This is a genomic window from Nonomuraea sp. NPDC049784, assembly GCF_040659615.1.
Lineage (GTDB): Bacteria > Actinomycetota > Actinomycetes > Streptosporangiales > Streptosporangiaceae > Nonomuraea.
In genome coordinates this window covers 1-18540 of sequence record NZ_JBFAMX010000175.1, presented here as the reverse complement: position 1 = coordinate 18540, position 18540 = coordinate 1, and the positions used below count along the sequence as shown (strand labels likewise).

The following is an 18540-nucleotide window of genomic DNA, read 5'->3' as shown; positions in this document are numbered from 1 at the left end:
GGCCGAGCTGGCCGCCTGCGGCACCCCCATCGGCCCCGACCCCGACACCCGGCGGGCGCACGTGGCGCTGCGGCGGGCGTACCAGATGGGCACGATGTCCGAGCGCATCGACGAGCTGCTCGACGCGATCGGCCTGCCCAGCGCCCGCGCCACGCTCAACACCTCGGTCCTGCTGCCGATCAGCGACCCGTACCTGATGGAGCACGCGCTGGCGCAGGTCGCCAAGCAGTCGGGGGTCGACCAGCTCATCATCATCGGGCCGCCGGAGTCGGAGCTGCGGGCCCGCGACGTGCTGCCGGACGTGGAGATCGTCTACCGCCGCCCGCAGCCCGCGATGACCGAGGGCGCGATGCTCGGCGCCGGCATCGACCTGTGCGAGGCCGACCTGGTGGCGGTCATGGACCCGCGCGACGTGTACGGCGCGCACTACCTGTCGGACCTGCGGCGCGCCTTCCTCTTCAGCACCGCCGACATCGTGGGCAAGGCGGCCTTCTACGCCCACCTGCGCAAGCCCCAGGCCACGCTGCTCAAGCAGCCCGACGCCGAGTACACGTACGTCCCCGAGATCGTCGGCGCGACCCTCCTGGCCCGCAGGAACACGCTGCGCGAGGTGGGCTTCGCCGACCTCACCGAGGGGTGGGACGAGGTGCTCATGCGGCAGTGCCGGACGGACGGGATCAAGGTGTTCTCGGCCGACCGGTTCGGCTACGTGCGGGTGCGCGACGAGGACCGCTGGCTGCTGGGGGCGGCACAGCTGGTCGAGTACGGCTCCGCCGAGCCGCACGCGCTCATCTGAGCCAGAGCACGAGCGCGACGGCCAGCAGCACGTAACCGGAGATCGTCTGAACCCACCTCCTCCTGATCGGCTGCTCCCTCAGCAGCACAGTGCCCGTGCCCGTGGCGAACGTCGCCAGCACCAGCCACGGGCTCCACACCACGAGGAGACAGGCGCCGATGTCCCGGGCGATCATGCCCACCTCGATCACGAGCTGACGGGGGGCGAGCACGTGTCCGGGGCTGTCGGCGGTTCTGCCGGGTTCATCGGGCTTGAGGAACTGCCTCAGCGACATCATCGCCAGCAGGAGCGCCGCCAGCACCGCCGCCGACCACAAGCCGACCCAGGCGGCCTCCGCTGCTCCCGCACCCGCCCAGGCGAGCAAACCCAGGCGCGCCAGCTCGAACACCGCCTCGCCCGCCGTGAGGGCGACCGTGGTGAGCCGGGCGCCCGCCTTCATCTTCGCGACGAGGAACCCGAGCGGCAGAACCGAGAGAAACGACCCGGCCATCAGCGCGGCGGCCATGCCCACGCCGCTCCAGGTCGGTCCGGACACGTAGACGCTCAGCCCGACGCCCACGAGCAGGCACAGCAGCAGCCGCAACAGCCACTCCCGCATCCGCTGGGCCCCCGGATCGACCTTGCGCGCCATTTGGCCCCCTTCACTCTGTGCAGATTGACGATCTACCTGCGTCGCCGAGTTCCCGGCATAAGGTCGTCGCCATGACCGCCGTGGAGCTGGCCGAGGTGTTGGGGGAGCCGCCGGTGCCCGATGGGACGTGGGAGCGGGAGGCCGTCTACGTCTCCGCCGCGGCGCTGAGGCGGAAAGTCGCCGCCGAGTCGCTGGCCGAGCAGGTCGGGGAGTTGGACGGGGTGTCCGAGGTCGAGGTCCGGGGCGCCGGGTTCCTGCGGATCGTCGTCAGCGTGCCGGGGGAGCTGCTTGAGCGGGTCGAGCCGCTCGAGATCCCGGAGCCCTCGTGGCCGGACTTCCCACGGACCTGGGAGAACCCCGGGTTCGTGGTGCGATACGGGCACGCGCGGGCCTGCGCGGCGCTCCGGTGGGCGCGGGAGCTGGGGGTGCCGTCAGAAGGGTTCCGCGGGGAGCTGCTCGACGGACCCCACGACCGGTGGGTGCTGCGGGTGCTGGCCGAGCTGCCCGGGCGGATGGTCAGCAGGGAGCCGGGGTGGGAGGCGTACCTCGTGCGGCTGGCGCTGGCCTACCACGACGCGCACGAGCGCGCGCCCGCCGTCCCGGTCGGCGACGAGCCGCCGGGGCCGGTGCACACGGCGCGGGTGCGGCTGGCGGAGGCCGTACGGGGTGTGCTGCCCGGGCCGGAACGACTGTGACGGGATTGCAAAATATCCGGCCAAACGGCGAAAAATCGTAAAAATATCCCTTTCGGGGCTTGATCGTGTCTCGATACGTGGTCAGTGGGTCATGGCTCACTTGCTGTTCCGATAGCCTCGATCGGGTGAGCCGATTCGTCCATCCCGCCGGGGACCGGCATGCAGAAATGCTGCCCCACGAGCGCCCGCCGGTGGCGCCCGCCGACCTCAACCGGATCAACCCCGCGATCTGGCCCCGAACGTCGACCCGGACCGATGGCGCGCTCACTATCGGCGGCGTGGACGTGCGCGATCTGGCCCGTGAGCACGGCACGCCGCTCTACGTTCTCGACGAGGCCGACGTGCGCTCGCGCATGCGCGACTACGCCACGGCCTTCGCGGGCTCCGAGGTCCACTACGCCGGCAAGGCGTTCCTGTGCAAGGAGATCGTCCGCTGGCTCCACGACGAGGGCCTCGGGCTCGACGTGGCCAGCAGCGGCGAGCTGGCGGTCGCGCTCAGCGTCGGATTCCCGCCCGAGCGCATCACGATGCACGGCAACAACAAGTCCCTCGCCGAGCTGACCAGAGCTCTCGAGGCCGGGGTCGGGCACATCGTGGCCGACTCGTACGAGGAGATCGCCAGGCTCGGCTACCTCGCCGAGCAGCTGGGCAAGCGGCCCAAGGTGATGATCCGGGTGACCACCGGGGTCGAGGCGCACACGCACGAGTTCATCGCGACGGCGCACGACGACCAGAAGTTCGGGCTGTCACTCAACACCGGGGCCGCCGCCGAGGCCGTGCGCCGCGTGCTCGCCCTTCCGCAGCTCGAGCTGGTCGGGCTGCACTCGCACATCGGGTCCCAGATCGTCGACACGGCCGGGTTCGAGGTGGCGGCCAGGCGCCTGACGGCGCTGCTCGTGCAGATCAAGGAGGAGCACGGCGTCGTGCTCCCCGAGCTCGACCTCGGCGGCGGCTACGGCATCGCCTACGTCGAGGGCGACGAGGCGCCCGACATCAAGGAGCTGGCCGACGGCCTGCGCGAGATCGTCACCAAGGTGTGCAGGGACGCCGGTCTGCCCGTGCCCAGGCTGACCGTGGAGCCGGGGCGCACCGTCGTCGGGCCCGGGGGCATCACCCTGTACGAGGCCGGCACCATCAAGGACGTCGAGGGCCTGCGCACGTACGTGAGCGTCGACGGCGGCATGAGCGACAACGTCCGCACCGCCCTCTACGGCGCCGAATACACCGCCGTGCTCGCCAGCCGCGAGAGCACGGCCGAGCCCATGCTCAGCCGCCTGGTCGGCAAGCACTGCGAGAGCGGCGACATCATCGTCCGCGATCTTCACCTGCCCGCCGACCTCGCGCCGGGCGACCTGATCGCGGTGGCCGCGACGGGGGCCTACTGCCGCTCGCTGGCCAGCAACTACAACTACCTGCTCAAGCCCGCCGTGGTCGCCGTCTCCGGCGGCGAGTCGCGGGTGATCGTGCGGGGCGAGACCGAGGACGACCTCTTGAGGGGGCAGCTGTGAAACCGCTGAAAGTGGCTCTTCTGGGCTGCGGCGTCGTCGGCTCGCAGGTCATCAGGCTCATGCACGAGCAGGCCGAAGACCTCACCGCGCGCATCGGAGCCCCGCTGGAGCTGGCCGGGGTCGCGGTGCGCCGGCTCGGCCGCAAGCGCGACGTGGACGTGGATCCCGAGCTGCTCACCACCGACGCCGAGGCGCTGGTCACGCGCGACGACGTCGACATCGTGATCGAGGTCATCGGCGGCATCGAGCCCGCCCGCACGCTGATCGTCTCCGCCCTGTCCAGGGGCAAGTCGGTGGTCACGGCCAACAAGGCGCTCCTGGCCGAGGACGGCGCCACCCTGCACGAGGCCGCCAGGAAGGGCAACGGCGACCTCTACTTCGAGGCCAGCGTGGCCGGTGCCATCCCGCTGCTGCGCCCCCTGCGCGAGTCGCTGGCCGGCGACCACGTCAAGCGCGTGCTCGGCATCGTGAACGGCACCACCAACTACATCCTCGACAAGATGGACACCACGGGCGCCTCCTTCACCGACGCCCTGGAGGAGGCCCAGACCCTGGGCTATGCCGAGGCCGACCCGACGGCCGACGTCGAGGGCTTCGACGCCGCCGCCAAGGCCGCCATCCTGGCCGGGCTCGCCTTCCACAGCCGCGTCACGGCCGCCGACGTGCACCGCGAGGGCATCACCGAGATCACCGCCACCGACGTGGCCTCGGCCAAGGCCATGGGCTACGTCATCAAGCTGCTGGCCATCTGCGCCCGCTCCGACGACGGACGCTCGTTCGGGGTGCGGGTGCACCCGGCGATGATTCCGCGGACGCATCCGCTGGCGGGGGTGCGGGAGGCGTACAACGCGGTCTTCGTGGAGGCGGAGTCGGCGGGGCAGCTCATGTTCTACGGCAAGGGGGCCGGCGGCGCGCCCACCGCCTCGGCGGTCCTCGGCGACCTCGTGGCCGTCGCCCGCAACCGCCTGGCGGGCACGAGAGGGCCGGAGGAGTCCACGTACGCGGAGCTGTCGGCCCACCCCATGGGCGACACGGTCACGCGCTGCCACGTGGCTCTCGACGTGGCCGACAAGCCGGGCGTGCTGGCGCGGGTGGCCGAGCTGTTCGCCAAGCACGACGTGTCGATCCAGACCGTGCGCCAGGAGGGGCACGGGGACGACGCCCAGCTCGTCATCGTCACCCACCGCGCCACCGACGCGGCGCTGTCGGCGACCATGGAGGGGCTGCGGGAGCTGGACATCGTACGCGCCGTGGCCAGCGTGATGCGCGTCGAGGGCGACGACTAGCCGTCGGGGAAGGCCAGGCCGCGGACCTTGCGGACGGCTCTCTTGAGCACCGTGCGGTTCTGGGCGCGGGCGAGGCGGACCGCCTCCCTGCGCCAGGCCTCGGCCTTCTCGCGCCAGCGAGCCGCGTCCCTGCCGTGCTTGCCCGCCTCCCGCCGCAACTGCGCCATCTCCGCCCGTAGTGCGGCCACGCGCTTGCGATAGAGGGCGATCTCCTTGTCGTGCTCGGCCGTGAGCTTGGCGACCTCCGAGACCGGCCTCTTACGCGGTGGATAGACCGCGGGGCGGCGCTGGAACCCCCAGCTCTCCCCGTCCAGCCATTCCAGGCCGAAAAGGGCGTCGAGGAGGTCGTCCCAGTCGTCGTCCGGGGCGGCCACCAGCGCGGCTCGGGACTGGGCCGCCGTACGGTCCAGCCGGGCGGCCGTGACGCCCTCCGCCGTCTCTTCCAGGGCCACGCAGAGGGCGCCCAGGTCGTGCTCCTCCATGTGAGCCACCAGGCGTTCCACCGTGTCCTTCGAGGGGACCCAGCCGGGCGGGACCGAGAGCTGGAACGGGGGCGTCCCCTCGAGCGGCCCGGTCAGGTGGACGCGGGGGTCGTGGGCGAAGTTCGCGTGGATGAGGCGGAGGTCGAGGTACGGGTCGGTGAGCGGGGAGCGGCGTTCGGCGGTCAACGCGTCCCAGGGGCCGGGGACGGTGACCCTGATGTCCGGGATCGAGCCGGCCAGCAGGGCGTCGACCGTCGCACGGACGTCCTCGTACGAGCCGGCCTGCACCGTCGCGTCCACGTACGGCACCAGCCACTGGCGGCCGGGGTCGGTGCGGAGGTAGCGGCGGTAGGGGACCCGGTCGGCGACGTACGGGTCGTTGTAGCGCTTCAGCGCCGCGAAGTCGCGCATCGCCGTCGGGAGCCCGATGTGCCACGTACGGGACTCCGGGTCCGGCACGAACACCGCGCCCGCCTGGGTGAGGCGGTAGCCCAGCTCCGTGTCCTCGGCCAGGACCAGGGACGTGTCCATGCCTCCGATCGAGCGCAGCAGCGCGGCGGGGTACGACACCGTGGCGCCCACGTGGACGCGGGTGGCCAGCGAACTGGAGGCGGTGCGCAGGCCGTCGTGCTCGCGGATGATCTGCTCGGCCCAGTCGTGGCGGTGCGGCGCGAGGGGGAAGAGGTCGCCCTCCACGCCCGTCTCCAGCGACTGGCGTACCTGCTCCTGCGTCGGGAGCTCGATGGCGGCGGTGAAGTCGATCCAGCCCAGCGCCACCACGTATGGGGCCAGGTGGTGCCAGCGGAGCTGGGCCTCCACGTGCTGCCTGTGCGGGACCATGTCGGCGTCCAGGACGAACACGACCTCGCCGGTCGCGCCGTCCAGGCCCGCCTGCACGGCCCAGGCCCGGCCCCAACCGCCGGGCGGGCTGGAAATGAGCTTGGTCCTGGCCGGGACGATCTCCGGGAGGCAGAGCGGGGTCGTGCTGCCGTCGTCCACGACGATGACGTCCAGGAGGTGCTCGGGGTAGCTCTGGGCGGAGAGCGCGGCCAGCGTGAGGTCCAGGGTCTCCTGGCGGTCGTGGGCCGGGATGACGACCGTGACGCTGAGCGTGGGCTCCCATTCGCCCAGGGCTGGCGGGGTGAGGACACCGAAGTCGTTGCGCCGGATGCGCGGAATGCCTGTCATGGGGTCCCGTCCATGGCCATGAGGGCGTTCGGGCGGAAGCCGCGCCACTGCTGCCTGTTGCGCTGCAGGAACGTCCCGATCGGCTCCTGCCACGTGTGGTTGGCCGCCGGGCCTCTGCGCAGGATGTAGCCCAGCCCGTGGGTGCGGTAGATCTGCCCGCCCGCCGCCTGCAGGGCCTCCTGGAACTGGGTGTCCACCGAGCGCCGCAACGGCCGGAACCCGCCCACCGCCTGGAACGCCGACCGCTCCACCAGGATCGTCCCTCCGGCGACGAAGCTGGTGATCTGCTCGGTCACTTGCTTGCGGTGCACGGTGACGTCGATGGACGACAGGTACACGAACTCCGGCACCGTGCCGACCACCTGGGCCCCCGAGTACGAATGCGCCAGCAGCAGGTCGGACAGGAAGTCGGGGCCGTACCAGTCGTCGTCGTCCATCTTCAGCAGGAACGACCCCGAGGCCCGCGCGGCCGCTTCGTTCAGCACCTCGCCGAACACGGCCTGGCGGTCGGCCTCGAGCACGGTCAGCGGGCCCTCGAACGCCGCGATCGCCTTCGCCACGTCCGGGTGGCCCTTGGGGACGCCGTGCAGGGCGAGGATCACCTCGAGCTGCGCGCCGCGCTGGCGGGCGATCTGGTCGAGCGCGAACGACACCATGTCGGTGCGACGGGTCGCCAGCAGGACCGAGGTGAGCGGGGGAGCGGGTGCGGGGGCGCCGAGCTGCTCCCATCGTGCGGCGACGCCGTGGGTACGGAGTGCGGCGCGGCGCAGCCGGATGCTGTGCTCCTCGCGCCGCAGATCATCCGAAATATCCGGACAAAGCTCGATGAGCCTGATTATTTCGTCACCCAGTGCGCCGGCCCATCGCGGCACCGCCTCCGCGCGCAGCGGCACCCCGGCTGCGGCCAGCCCGGCCAGCACCCGTACGGCGGCCAGCGGACCGCTGTGCGCGTGCCGCCAGTCCACCTCGACGCCGCGGATCTGCCGCAACCTGGCCACGTCCGCGTCGGTGACCCCGCCGGACTCGGCGAACGACGTCACGACCTTCCCGTCCAGCACCACCGACCATCGCCCGTCCCGCTCGGCCAGCGACGCCATGCCCCGCGAGGGGGTGGTGACGAAGCCCTGGGGGTTCACGAGTCGTTCGTCCACGGGCGGGATCATGGAGGGCTCGCCCAGCACGTCGGGGTCGGCCAGCGGCGAGTCCGCCATCCCGGGCCGCCCGAGGCGCTCCCAGCTCACGGCCCGCAGTGTCGGACGCTCGATGGGCGTCTCGTCCCCGGCCCACTCGACGACCTCCGCCTCTTCGCCGGTCCCCGCGCCGCTGTGGGCGGCGTTGCGCCGCCCCGCTTCGCCGGTCCCCGCGTCGCTGTGGGTGCCCGCCGCGCGCCCCGCGCCGTTGCCTTGCACCGTGCCTCCGGCGCCGTCGGGTCGCGCCGCGCCTTCCGCGCTGTCGGCTCGCGTCGCGCCTCCGGCGTCGTTGGTGCGCGCCGGGTCGGGCGCCTCGTCGCTCCACGCGAGGGCGCCCTCGCCTGCGGCTCCCTCACCACGCTCGCCACCGGCTCCTGCTGTGGCGCTCGCGTTTAGGGGCCGTGTGGCAGTGCTCGCGTGAGGTCGTGTGGCGGTGCCCGCGTCTTGGGGCCGCGCGGCGGAATCGGCGTCCTGGGACCGTGTGGGGCCGTCGGTCGGTGCGGGGCCGCCCGTGTCGCCGGCCCAGGCGTGGGCGACCTCGCCGGTGGGCGCGTGGTCGGGGTCGAACGCGCGCGGGTGCCCGAGCGTCCGGAGCACCACGTCGCTGCCCGGCGCGCCCACCCGCTCGGGCACCGGCCCCGTGACCTCGGCGGGCGTCGCGTTCGGGTCGCCTGGGCGCCAGTCCGCCGCCCCGACGCCCGCGATCGCCGCCGCGGGGGCTGCGATGACGTCGAGACGGTGTCCCGCGAACGCCCGCGCCGTCGCCGTGACGGTACGGCCCGCCGGCGTGGGCGCGGAGAAACGGGCATCGACCACCCAGACCCGGTTCCTGGGCTGGTACACCCGCAAGTCCGTCAAAGACCGCCACCGGTGCGCGGGCGTCGGCGTGGGAACCGGCGCGGGATGCGAGGCGGGCGTGTCCAGCACGGCCACCACCACCCGTTCGGCCTGCGGCAACAGCTTGTGCAGCGTCGCGATCCTGCGCAGGTCGGCCGGCGTCCTGGCCACCACGAGAACCTCGCTCACCTGCTCGGGCTCGGCGGCCGGCTCCAGCAGGTGCCGGTCGAGGTCCACGACCTCCCGCGTCCGATCGGAGGACCCCTTGGACCTGGCGGCGGCGTCGTAGATCGGGGCGACGTCGTCGATTCCGGCGAAGAAGACGCGCGCCCCGCGTAGCTCCGCCAGCAACTCCCGGATCATCCGGCGCTCCGCAGGTGCCTGATCAGCGAGCTCAACCCGCCACGGCCCTCCTGGTCATCGGCGGGCGGCGCGGCGGACAGCCGCTCGACCTCGGCCGCGAGCCGCTCCACCTCGGCGCGCAACTCCTTGACCTCCCTCAGCCGCTCCCCGGCCAGCGCCCGCCACTTCGCGGGATCCCCGGCCAGCGGCTCGGCCTCCTCCGCCACCGCGAAGGCGTATTCGGCCCCGCTGACCCACTCGGACCCGAACATCTCGTCCACCAGGTCATCGGCCCGGCCATCCAACAGGGAGGCGCGGGCGAACGCCGCCGTGCGCTCCAGGCGGGCGGCCACGACCCCGGACGCGCCCTCCGACAGGGCGACGCTGACGAGGCCGAGCAGGTCGCGGTCCGCGTGACGTACCAGCCTGGAAAGCGTGTCGGCGCCCAGCACCCAGCCGGTGGGCACGCTGAGTAGGAAGGGGGCGGGTGCGGGGGAGACGGGTACGCTCTGCGCGAACGACACCCGGGGCTCGTGAGCGTAGAGGTTGTGGAGCAGGCGCAGGTCGAGGAAGGGGTCGTCGAGGTTGGAGCGGCGTTCATCGGTCAGCTTGTCCCAGGAGCCGACGAGCGTCACGGCGGCGTCGGTGAGGGTGCCCGCGAGCGCCGAGTCCACGGTCGCCCGCGTCTCCTCGTAGGTGGTCGCGGTCACGACGACCCGCACGTACGGCACGCGCCAGTGACGCCTGGGATGGTTGCGCAGCCAGCGCAAGTCGGGGATGAGGTCGCCGAGGTAGGACCAGTTGTGCCGGTGCACCTCCTTCTCGCGCAGCATCACGGTGGAGGGCCCGACATGCCACGCCCTGGCCTCCGCGTCGGGGATGAACACCGCTCCCGTCTGCGCCAGCCGGTAGCCGAGCTCGGTGTCCTCGGCCATGTTCAGGGACGTGTCCACGCCGCCCGCCGCGCGGAGCAGATCTGCCCGTACGGACGTGGACGCGCCCGTGTGCAGCAGGTACGCGCTCGTCCCCGCGTCCTTGAGCCGCCTGGAGGACTCCAGGGTCTTCCTCGTGTACTCGGTCTGGACGCCCTCTTCGCCCGGCGCCTCCACGAACCGGATGTCCCCGATCACCACCGCGTAGTCGACCAGGTGATGCCAGCGCATGTGCGCCTCGATGTGGTCGTCCGCGAGGAGCATGTCGGAGTCGAGCCAGTGGATCACGTCCCCGGTGGCCGCGAGCTGCCCCGCCTGCCTGGCCGCGCCGCGCCCCCACCCGCCGGCCACCCGTACGACCCGAGCGCCCGGCACGTCGAGCGGCGGCTCGCTCCCGTCGTCCGCGACCACCACTTCCATCAGCTCGGCCGGGTACGTCTGCCGCGCGAGCGCCGGAACCGTACGCTCCAGCGCCTCCGCGCAGTTGTAAGCCGGGATGACCACCGAGACCCGCAGCGAGGGCTCCCACGCCCCGACCGCGGGCGGCCGCAGCACCCCGTAGTCGTTGTGCCTGACCCGCGTCATACGGAGTCCTTGGCCAGCGCGCGGACCTCCTCGCGCAGCTCCTCCACCTCTCGTGCCCGGGCCATGGCGTTCACCCGGTCCTCCCCGAGCGAGGCCAGGATCGCGCCCAGGTCGTCGGCCCGCCGCGCGGCCGAGTCCTCGACGGCCTGCACCAGCAGGTCCAGCCGGGTCTCGATGTTCTTGAGCGCGGTGGTGGTCCGTGCCAGCTCCGCCTCGTACTTCTTGATCCGCAGGTCGATCCGGTGCGCCTTGCCGTCGAGGCGGCGCACGGTGAGCACGAGGAACGCGAGGGCCGCCAGCGTGACCAGGAAGGCCACCGTGGCCGCGGCCGCGCCGAAAGTGATCAGGCCGGCGAGTACGAGCAGCGCGAGAACGCCGATGGTCAGAGCTGCAAGGATTGCGGCGGTCGCTGCCAGTCGGCGGGGCGAGAGCATCCGCGCATACCTTTCGTAGTTCAACGCTTATCGGACATCAGAGGCGTCAGAGACATCTCGGGATTATTGACACCTTAATAAACACCGCTCCCTACCGTGCCACAGGTTCCTGGAGGAAAACTGAGAATCACGTCGTCTTCACCTGCGGCGTAGGGGCTTCCGAATGTGGCGGCAGGGTCTGCCAGTCAGTAAAACCGGCGTAAGGTAGGCGCCGACCGAGTCTCAAGGAGGCCCATGTCCATCACCCCTTGCGGCTTCGCGCGTACGCCGGAGAAGGGGCTGGCCCGGCTGCACTGGGCGGATGGCGGCTGGGCGGTCGAGGGTCAGGCGCCCGATGTGCCCGCGCTGCGCCCGCTGCGCGGGCTGGAGATCGAGTGGCCCGCCGCCGAGGTGCCCCTGGACGGCTTGCTGCGCCTGGCCGCGGCCGGCATCCCGCTGACCGCCGACCGGGCGGCGCCCTGGGTGCCCGGCGACCTCGCCTCGCTGCTCACCGACCGCGACTGGCTCGGCCACGCGGCCGACGGCAGCGCGCGTTCGCTGGCCGACCTGCGGAGGGAGGAGCACAGCGTGCGCCTGCGCCGCCTGGCGCACCCCGTCTCCCAGCCCAAGATCAGCATCGTCATGTCAAGCAAGCGGTCAAAGCTGGTGGGGGCGGCGCTGGCCCAGATGGAGCCGCAGCGGGACGTCGAGGTCGAGGTGCTGCTCGGACTGCATGGGGTGGGGTTCGAAGAGGTACGAGAGTCGGTCGAGGCCTGTTCGCTGCCTGTGAAATGGGTCGAGGCGCCCGAGTCCGTGCCGTTCGGCGAGGTGCTCAACCGGGTGGCGGCGCTCGCGAGCGGCGACTACCTGGCGAAGTGGGATGACGACGACTGGTACGGGCCACGCCACCTGGGCGATCTGTTCATGGCGCTGTCGTACTCCGGGGCCGATGTGGTGGGGACGACCGCGGAGTTCTTCTATCTGGAGCCGTTACGGGCGACGGTGCGGCGGATGACGTTCGCCAGCGGGGCGGCCTATCCGAGCGAGGTGTGGGCCGACCACGTGGCCGGGGGGACGATCTTGGTATCCCGGGAGAAATTCTGGGAAATCGGCGGATTTCCTTGGTTGCCGCGGGGTGTCGATCTTGAATTCCTGAAACTGGCGCAAAAGGCCGGCGCGCGCGTCTACCGTACTCACGGGCTGGGCTACGTCCTGCGCAGAGGGCTCAGCGACGAGCACACCTGGCAGCTGCCGCTGGCCCACTTCCTCAAGGTGGCCGTCAACCAGTGGCGCGGCTTCCACCCGAGCCTGCTGATGGAAGCAGCATGACGAGTGTCGCCGGCTCGCTGAAGGTACGCGGCAACGACTACCGGGTCCTCGAGCCCCTCCTTGATGACTTCACCCCTGAGCTCAAAGTCAGCGTCGTCATCCCGGCCTACGGCGGACAGGACAAGCTCGACCTGGTGCTGGCCGGGCTGGCCAGGCAGACGTACCCGGCGGAGCTGACCGAGGTCATCGTCGTCGACAACGGCAGCACACCCCCGCTGCGGCTGCCCGCCGTCCGCCCCAAGCGCACGCGCCTGATCGTCTGCACAGAGCCAGGCCGTGCCAATGCCCGCAACGCGGGCCTGGCACATGCGATGGGTGACGTGATCCACTGGCTCGACTCCGACGTGGTGCTTACCCCGGGCGCGATCGAGGCCCACATGCGCTGGCACCACGCCGCCCCCTACCTCGTCGTGACCGGCTACATCCGATTCACAGACGCGGAGCTGCCCGCCGAGCTCCCCGGCGACCTGGAAAAGCACTTCGAGCCCGCCGAGCCGCACGCCTGGATCGTCGACCTGGTCGAGCGCACCAACGGCCTCACCGACAACCCCCAGCGCCCGTTCAGCCTCCATGTCGGAGGCGCGACCTCGGTCAACGCCAGGCTCGTCGAGGCGGCGGGCCCGATGGACGACGAGCTGATCCTGGGCCAGGACACCGAGATGGGATACCGGCTCAGCCAGGCGGGCGCGGTCTTCGTGCCGGAGCCGGCGGCGCGCGCGTACCACCTCGGGCCCACGATGCGGATGCGCGACAAGCAGCCGATCGACCGGGTGAGCCACGCGTTCGTGGCCGATCGCATCCCGTCCTACCGCTGGCTGCGCGGGCATCCCGGGCGGCAGTGGAAGGTCCCGTACGTCACCGTGGTCGTGGACGGCACGGCAGGATACGACGCGGTGCGCGCCACGGTGGACGCGCTGCTCGCCGGCACCGTTCCCGACATCTTCGTGCTTCTCCTCGGCCCCTGGGACACCCTCGAGCGCGACCGCCGCGCGCCGCTGAAGGACCCTGACCTCGAGCTGGTGCTGGTCCACGGCCACTACCGGCACGAGGGCCGGGTACGCCTGTATCCCACGGAGTCCGTCGACCCGGCCGTGCCCTTCGTGCTGCGCCTGCCGCCCGGCTGGATCCCTGGCGAGGACTCGCTCGCCCGCCTGCTCGACCTGGCCCGCGACGAGGGCCTGGGCCTGGTCAACGTGCTGCTCCGCGAGTCGTCCCGGGGCGTCGTGGCGGCACGCCTGGAACGCACGTCCGCCTTCGCCAGGGCCCACCTCGTGGCGGCTCCGGGGGAGGACTTCGACGATGTGGTGGACGCGGTGTCGGGCGTCTCCTGGGTGGAGGGCGAGACCTACGGGTTCACCACCGAGGCCGCGCCCCTGCTCGGGCGGCGAGGGGCGTACCGGGCCAGGGTGGAGGCGCAGGCCGAGGCGGCCCGGCTGGCCAAGGAGGCCGAGCGGCTGCGGGCGCAGGTGGCCAAGTGGCGGGATGAGGCGGGGCGCTGGCGCAAGTCGGCGGTGGAGCTCCGGCGCGAGGTCGGCACGTTGCGCCGGCAGCTGGCTGCCGCCAACCGGGCCCAGCAGGGCCTCCGGGCCCTGGTGTCGACGACGATGAAACGCGCCTTGCGTAAGCGGTTGCGCGGCTGATCGGCGGCGCCGCCCGTCTCGCTGCGCCACCGCGCTATGTGCGGCGTGCCTTCTCGCGTGGCGGCGCGCATGCCACGCGTGCGACGCTGACGCACGTCTGTGCGACGGTGCGTAATTTGTGCGCCCCGCGTGATTTGTCCGCCCTGCGCGGCGGTCCGCCCCTTCGTGATGGCGCGCGCTTTGTGTGGTGGTGCGCCCTTGAGCGGCGCGGCGAACCTCTCGCGGCGATGCGGATTCGGGGGGCCGACTGTGCCCGGAAGCGTCAGTTGGGGCGGAGGGCGGACTTCAGGCGGCGCAGCAGTGTGTTCTCCGCCGGCGCCGCGGAAACCGTCACCGGGGCCGGGGCAGGGGTCGCGGCGGGGGCCGGGATGGTCACCGGGCCGGGCTGAGCGGGAGCGGGCCAGAAGCGGTCGGGGGCCTCGTGGCGTACCCCGTGGGTGGTGGCGATGATGTCGTCCAGGTCAGCCCCGGGGCCGGCGAGGAGGGCGGCGCGGCCGAGGGCCGAGGTGCGCTCCAGGCGGGCCGTGCGCCCGTCGGGCAGGTCGACGATCAGCACTCCCGCGAGATCCTTCTGCACCGACTCGATCATGCGCTCCAGCGTCGCCCGGTGCAGCGGCACGTCCACAGGCCCGCGGTAGCGGAACGGCGTGGGCGCGGGCGTCGGGGCGGCCTCGTCGATCAGGCGGATGCGTTCGTCGTGCGCGAACAGGTCACGCGTCAGCCGCATCTCGAAGGACGGATCCGACAGGACGGAGCGGCGCGAGGAGCTCAGCCGCGACCACGGGGCCACCAGCGTCACCACCACGTCCTGCAGCTTGCCGTCCAGCGCCGCCGCCACGGCCTGCCGCACCCTCGACTCCGAGGTGTCCGTGACATCGAGCACAATCTCCACGTACGGCACCAGCCACCGCCGCCCCCGGTCCTTGCGCAGATCCCTGCGCAGCGGGATCCGGTGCGCCAGGTACGGCTCCACAGCCCGCACGGCGCGCTCCCTGTCGCGGTGCTGCGCGGGCAGCCCGAGGTGTACGGCCTGCGCGTCCATGTCCGGAATGAACACCACGCCGTGCATGGCCAGCCGGTAGGAGAACTCGGTGTCCTCCCCGCGCACCACGGCCGGGTCGAGACCGCCGACGGCGTGGAAGACCTCCCTGGGAAGGGCGAAAGTCGGCCCCGTGCACACGTGATACGGATTGCGGCTCTTACGCAGCCCGTCGGTCTTGGCGATCGTCGCCTCGGTGGAGCTCGACACGGCCGCGGCCAGGTCGAACAGCTCTCCCAGGTGTGCCGCCTGGTAGACCTGCCGCGGCGTGACCGGCGGCGAGTCCACGAACTTCTTCATCCCGATCGTGACCAGGTAGTCCGTCACGTGGTGCCATCGGGCCAGGGCCTCGATGTGCTCGCGGCAGGCCACCATGTCGGCGTCGAGCCGCTGGATGATCTCGCCGTCGGCGGCCTTGGCGCCGGTGTTGACGGCGTTGGAGATCCCCCAGCCGTCGCGCACCCGTACGACGCGGGTGTTGAACGGGCGGATCTCGGGCAGCCGGATGGGCGGCTCACTGCCGTCGTCGACGACGAGGACTTCCATGAGATGGTCCGGGTACGTCTGCGTCGCCAGCGCCGCCAACGTCAGGTCGAGCTTGCCTTGCCCGCCGTGAGCCGGTATCACCACGCTCACGGAAAGGGCAGGTGACCAGGCGCCGAGCTCCGGCGCCGCTATCGGTGAATAGTCGTTCTGCCTCAAAGCAGGACGCGCGTCCATGGTGGTGACCCCCTGCCGAGACCTTATCGGGAGATGCTGAGAATTTCCTGAATAGTGCCCCTGTCCAATGGATGTGTCCGGCCCGTGGACACGGCTCCGCGCCGGTCTTCCACACCCCGTACACTCGGTGCCGAACACCGCAGGTAGGGAGCCATCATGAGCAGGTCGTGGCGTGGCCTCATCGAGGAATACCGTGAGCGTCTTCCTGTCACCACGAAGACGCCTGTCATCACGTTGCTCGAAGGCGGCACGCCGCTGGTGCCCGCGCACCGCGTGTCCGCCCTGACGGGGTGCGACGTCTACCTGAAGGTCGAGGGCGCCAACCCGACGGGCAGCTTCAAAGACCGCGGCATGACCATGGCCATCAGCAAAGCGGTCGAGGAGGGGGCCAAGGCGGTCATCTGCGCCTCCACGGGCAACACCTCGGCCTCGGCCGCGGCCTACGCCGTTCGCGCCGGGCTGACCTGCGCCGTGCTGGTGCCGCGGGGGAAGATCGCCATGGGCAAGCTCGCCCAGGCGCTCGTCCACGGGGCCACGCTGCTGCAGGTCGAGGGGTCGTTCGACGACTGCCTGGAGATGACCCGCAAGCTGTCGTCCAGCTACCCGATCGCCCTGGTCAACTCGGTCAACCCGTTCCGGCTTCAAGGACAGAAGACGGCCGCGTTCGAGATCGTCGACACCCTGGGTGACGCGCCCGACATCCACTGCATCCCGGTGGGCAACGCGGGCAACATCTCGGCGTACTGGATGGGCTACCAGGAATACGCCGCCGACGGGGTGGCGACGAAGCGGCCGCGCATGTTCGGCTTCCAGGCAAGCGGCGCGGCGCCCATCGTGCGCGGCGCGCCCGTCGCCCATCCGCACACGATCGCCACCGCCATCCGCATCGGCAATCCGGCCTCCTGGTCGCTGGCCACCGCGGCCCGCGACGAGTCGGGCGGCGTCATCCAGGCGGTGACCGACAGGCAGATCGCGGCGGCGTACAAACTGCTGGCGCAGGAAGAGGGAGTCTTCGTCGAGCTGGCCTCCGCGGCCAGCGTCGCCGGGCTCCTGCAGGCCCACGCGCAGGGGCTCGTCGACCCGGGCCAGCGCATCGTCTGCACGGTCACGGGCAACGGGCTGAAGGACCCCGACTGGGCGATCTCCGGCGCGCCCGCGCCCGTCGTCATCCCCATCGACGTCCACGCCGCCGCGGCGGCGCTCAACCTCGCCTGACGGCGAGCACCGGGGAGGCAAAGTTGAGGAGGACCGTTCAGGTTCGCGTGCCCGCGACCTCGGCGAACCTCGGGCCAGGTTTCGACGTGCTCGGGCTGGCGCTGAGCCTGTACGACGACGTCGAGGCCACGCTCACCGACGAGCACGGGACACGCGTGATCGTGGAGGGCGAGGGCGCCGGGGAGGTCGATCTCGGGGAAGGGCACCTCGTCGTCAAGGCGATGCGGGCGGCGTTCGACCGCATGGGGGTCGGCCAGCCCGACGGGATACGCCTGCGCTGCCATAACAGGATCCCGCACGCGCGCGGGCTTGGATCCTCGTCGGCGGCGATCTGCGCGGGCATCCTGGCCGCCCGCGGTTTGGCTGAGAGCGAACAATTTTCGGACGGCGAGGTTTTCGCGCTGGCCACCGAGATGGAGGGCCATCCGGACAACGTCGCCCCCTGCCTGGCAGGCGGGCTGACGGTGGCCTGGTCCGACCACACGGGGGCGCCGCATATGGTGAAAGTGGTCCCCGATGAGCGCATCCGCCCAGTCGTGGCCGTGCCATCGACGCGGCTGGCCACGGAGACCGCACGGGGACTACTGCCGAAGGACGTGCCCCACAAGGACGCATCGTTCAACGCCGGGCGGGCCGCGCTGCTGATCGCAGCGTTGACCCAGTGCCCGGAGCCAGGGCTTCTGCTCGCCGCCACCGAAGATCGACTCCATCAGAACTATCGCGCGCCTGCCATGCAGGACACCGCGAATCTGGTAGAACGTCTCCGTGCTGTGGGCGTGGCCGCGGTCGTTTCGGGAGCGGGTCCCACGGTTCTTGCGTTTTCGACATCGGATACGCAGGATTTGATCGCGCCAGAAGTGGGTAATGACTGGCACATCCAGCTAATGGACGTCGACCCATGTGGTGCGAACGTTCAGGTCCCCGAGACACGCTGATGCCTCTTTAGACCTTCAGGGAATAGCCGTGTGCGCTGGTGATGTTAGGCTGGTAGCCGCACCAGATGCCCCCTTGGTGGGTGCGTGCTTGTCAGCCACACATCGCTGCATCATGCTTCACGTCGCGAGGCGTGGGCAGCGCGGCTGTCTCCCCGGAATCCGTCGCCTCCGGTTGGCCCACACCCGGTTGGCTCGAAACGAGGCGGCGACGACGGGGACCTGCGCGTTCGAGACACATCGACATCTGGTTGGCGACAGCAATCTGAGGGGTGTCAGCCACGCGCCACGGCCCTGTGGCGGCTTGGACGAGCCCCTCCCCAAGAGTGGCGGCCGTCCAAAGCGACAGCCGAAGATCGCAGAGTGCACCCCGACCCGGTCTGTCCCGCCGGATCGCAAGCACCTCCGGGACGCCCGGCAGAACGAAACCGGCGCCCGACCCCTGGGAAGGACCTTTTAGTTGAGCGACACCACCGAACTCCTCTCCGACGCATCAGGCGCTGAGCCGGCGTCCGGCGACACCCCCACCCGCGCACCGGCGAAGACCACCCGTGCGCGTCGCTCCGGCACCGGCCTGTCCGCCAAGGTGCTGCCCGAGCTGCAGAAGATGGCAGCGGAGCTGGGCATCAGCGGGACCGGGCGCATGCGGAAGAGCCAGCTCATCGCGGCCATCCAGGAGAAGCAGGGTGGCGGTTCCGGCGAAGGCGCACCGGCCCCCGCTCCGGCGGCCGAGGCTCCTGCCGCGGCGGACGCGGCGCCTGCCGCCGAGCGGCCCACCCG

14 protein-coding genes and 1 pseudogene are annotated in these 18540 nt (G+C 71.4%); 9 read left to right on the top strand and 6 right to left on the bottom strand.

Features of this window, described 5'->3' with window-relative positions; all coding sequences use genetic code 11:
* Nucleotides 1–796: pseudogene (locus AB0J09_RS30135) on the top strand (hypothetical protein); the annotation flags it as partial.
* Here AB0J09_RS30135 and AB0J09_RS30130 read toward each other — a convergent pair.
* Nucleotides 789–1427, bottom strand: coding sequence for a hypothetical protein (locus AB0J09_RS30130; RefSeq protein ID WP_360698364.1), 639 nt, complete (start codon nucleotides 1425–1427; stop codon nucleotides 789–791). The pseudogene AB0J09_RS30135 and the gene AB0J09_RS30130 overlap by 8 nt on opposite strands.
* 71 nt (nucleotides 1428–1498) lie before the next feature.
* Between AB0J09_RS30130 and AB0J09_RS30125 the strand changes: the two genes are divergently transcribed.
* The 3 genes from AB0J09_RS30125 to AB0J09_RS30115 all read left to right on the top strand — a co-directional run bounded on the left by AB0J09_RS30125 (nucleotide 1499) and on the right by AB0J09_RS30115 (nucleotide 4916).
* Nucleotides 1499–2122 (top strand): anticodon-binding protein, encoded by a 624-nt coding sequence (locus AB0J09_RS30125; protein WP_360698362.1) that lies wholly within the window; start codon nucleotides 1499–1501, stop codon nucleotides 2120–2122.
* A 125-nt stretch (nucleotides 2123–2247) separates the two neighbouring features.
* Nucleotides 2248–3630, top strand: coding sequence for a diaminopimelate decarboxylase (lysA, locus tag AB0J09_RS30120; RefSeq protein ID WP_360698360.1), 1383 nt, complete (start codon nucleotides 2248–2250; stop codon nucleotides 3628–3630).
* A complete protein-coding gene (locus AB0J09_RS30115) occupies nucleotides 3627–4916 on the top strand; it encodes a homoserine dehydrogenase (RefSeq protein WP_360698359.1) in 1290 nt (429 codons plus the stop codon). Before lysA ends, AB0J09_RS30115 begins: the two co-directional genes overlap by 4 nt.
* Here AB0J09_RS30115 and AB0J09_RS30110 read toward each other — a convergent pair.
* The 4 genes from AB0J09_RS30110 to AB0J09_RS30095 are packed head-to-tail and all read right to left on the bottom strand — an operon-like array spanning nucleotide 4913 to nucleotide 10906.
* The gene (locus AB0J09_RS30110; protein ID WP_360698357.1) at nucleotides 4913–6586 is read right to left on the bottom strand and encodes a glycosyltransferase; all 1674 of its coding nucleotides are present in this window, start codon (nucleotides 6584–6586) and stop codon (nucleotides 4913–4915) included. The genes AB0J09_RS30115 and AB0J09_RS30110 overlap by 4 nt on opposite strands.
* A complete protein-coding gene (locus AB0J09_RS30105) occupies nucleotides 6583–8976 on the bottom strand; it encodes a glycosyltransferase (RefSeq protein ID WP_360698355.1) in 2394 nt (797 codons plus the stop codon). The genes AB0J09_RS30110 and AB0J09_RS30105 overlap by 4 nt, the downstream gene beginning before the upstream one ends.
* Nucleotides 8973–10472: a glycosyltransferase gene (locus AB0J09_RS30100; protein ID WP_360698353.1), complete on the bottom strand. Its 1500-nt coding sequence runs from the start codon at nucleotides 10470–10472 to the stop codon at nucleotides 8973–8975. Before AB0J09_RS30100 ends, AB0J09_RS30105 begins: the two co-directional genes overlap by 4 nt.
* Nucleotides 10469–10906 (bottom strand): hypothetical protein, encoded by a 438-nt coding sequence (locus tag AB0J09_RS30095; RefSeq protein WP_360698351.1) that lies wholly within the window; start codon nucleotides 10904–10906, stop codon nucleotides 10469–10471. Before AB0J09_RS30095 ends, AB0J09_RS30100 begins: the two co-directional genes overlap by 4 nt.
* A 234-nt stretch (nucleotides 10907–11140) precedes the next feature.
* Here AB0J09_RS30095 and AB0J09_RS30090 point away from each other — a divergent pair, with 234 nt between their 5' ends.
* Together AB0J09_RS30090 and AB0J09_RS30085 are read left to right on the top strand one after the other, a co-directional pair.
* Complete coding sequence (locus AB0J09_RS30090) at nucleotides 11141–12214, top strand: glycosyltransferase (protein ID WP_360698349.1); 1074 nt, start codon at nucleotides 11141–11143, stop codon at nucleotides 12212–12214.
* The gene (locus tag AB0J09_RS30085) at nucleotides 12211–13854 is read left to right on the top strand and encodes a glycosyltransferase (RefSeq protein WP_360698347.1); all 1644 of its coding nucleotides are present in this window, start codon (nucleotides 12211–12213) and stop codon (nucleotides 13852–13854) included. The genes AB0J09_RS30090 and AB0J09_RS30085 overlap by 4 nt, the downstream gene beginning before the upstream one ends.
* A gap of 262 nt (nucleotides 13855–14116) precedes the next feature.
* Here the strand turns inward: AB0J09_RS30085 and AB0J09_RS30080 are convergent, their stop codons facing one another.
* Nucleotides 14117–15613 carry a glycosyltransferase gene (locus AB0J09_RS30080; protein ID WP_360698345.1) on the bottom strand — a complete coding sequence of 499 codons (1497 nt, stop codon included), beginning with the start codon at nucleotides 15611–15613 and terminating at the stop codon, nucleotides 14117–14119.
* Nucleotides 15614–15769: 156 nt separating this feature from the next.
* Here AB0J09_RS30080 and thrC point away from each other — a divergent pair, with 156 nt between their 5' ends.
* From thrC to AB0J09_RS30065, 3 genes are all read left to right on the top strand, one after another.
* The gene (gene thrC / locus AB0J09_RS30075) at nucleotides 15770–16828 is read left to right on the top strand and encodes a threonine synthase (RefSeq protein WP_360698343.1); all 1059 of its coding nucleotides are present in this window, start codon (nucleotides 15770–15772) and stop codon (nucleotides 16826–16828) included.
* Nucleotides 16829–16875: 47 nt separating this feature from the next.
* Nucleotides 16876–17763 carry a homoserine kinase gene (gene thrB, locus AB0J09_RS30070; protein WP_360698341.1) on the top strand — a complete coding sequence of 296 codons (888 nt, stop codon included), beginning with the start codon at nucleotides 16876–16878 and terminating at the stop codon, nucleotides 17761–17763.
* 457 nt (nucleotides 17764–18220) lie between these two features.
* On the top strand, nucleotides 18221–18540 hold a 320-nt coding region (locus tag AB0J09_RS30065), incomplete at its 3' end, for a Rho termination factor N-terminal domain-containing protein (protein ID WP_360698339.1).

What these genes read in the sequence shown, in the direction of transcription:
- AB0J09_RS30085 (WP_360698347.1), top strand. Translation starts at nt 12,211, where the DNA reads ATGACGAGTGTCGCCGGCTCGCTGAAGGTACGCGGCAACGACTACCGG.
- AB0J09_RS30100 (WP_360698353.1), bottom strand. Translation starts at nt 10,472, where the DNA reads ATGACGCGGGTCAGGCACAACGACTACGGGGTGCTGCGGCCGCCCGCG.
- thrC (WP_360698343.1), top strand. Translation starts at nt 15,770, where the DNA reads ATGAGCAGGTCGTGGCGTGGCCTCATCGAGGAATACCGTGAGCGTCTT.
- AB0J09_RS30080 (WP_360698345.1), bottom strand. Translation starts at nt 15,613, where the DNA reads ATGGACGCGCGTCCTGCTTTGAGGCAGAACGACTATTCACCGATAGCG.
- AB0J09_RS30125 (WP_360698362.1), top strand. Translation starts at nt 1,499, where the DNA reads ATGACCGCCGTGGAGCTGGCCGAGGTGTTGGGGGAGCCGCCGGTGCCC.
- AB0J09_RS30090 (WP_360698349.1), top strand. Translation starts at nt 11,141, where the DNA reads ATGTCCATCACCCCTTGCGGCTTCGCGCGTACGCCGGAGAAGGGGCTG.
- AB0J09_RS30110 (WP_360698357.1), bottom strand. Translation starts at nt 6,586, where the DNA reads ATGACAGGCATTCCGCGCATCCGGCGCAACGACTTCGGTGTCCTCACC.
- AB0J09_RS30130 (WP_360698364.1), bottom strand. Translation starts at nt 1,427, where the DNA reads ATGGCGCGCAAGGTCGATCCGGGGGCCCAGCGGATGCGGGAGTGGCTG.
- AB0J09_RS30095 (WP_360698351.1), bottom strand. Translation starts at nt 10,906, where the DNA reads ATGCTCTCGCCCCGCCGACTGGCAGCGACCGCCGCAATCCTTGCAGCT.
- AB0J09_RS30105 (WP_360698355.1), bottom strand. Translation starts at nt 8,976, where the DNA reads ATGATCCGGGAGTTGCTGGCGGAGCTACGCGGGGCGCGCGTCTTCTTC.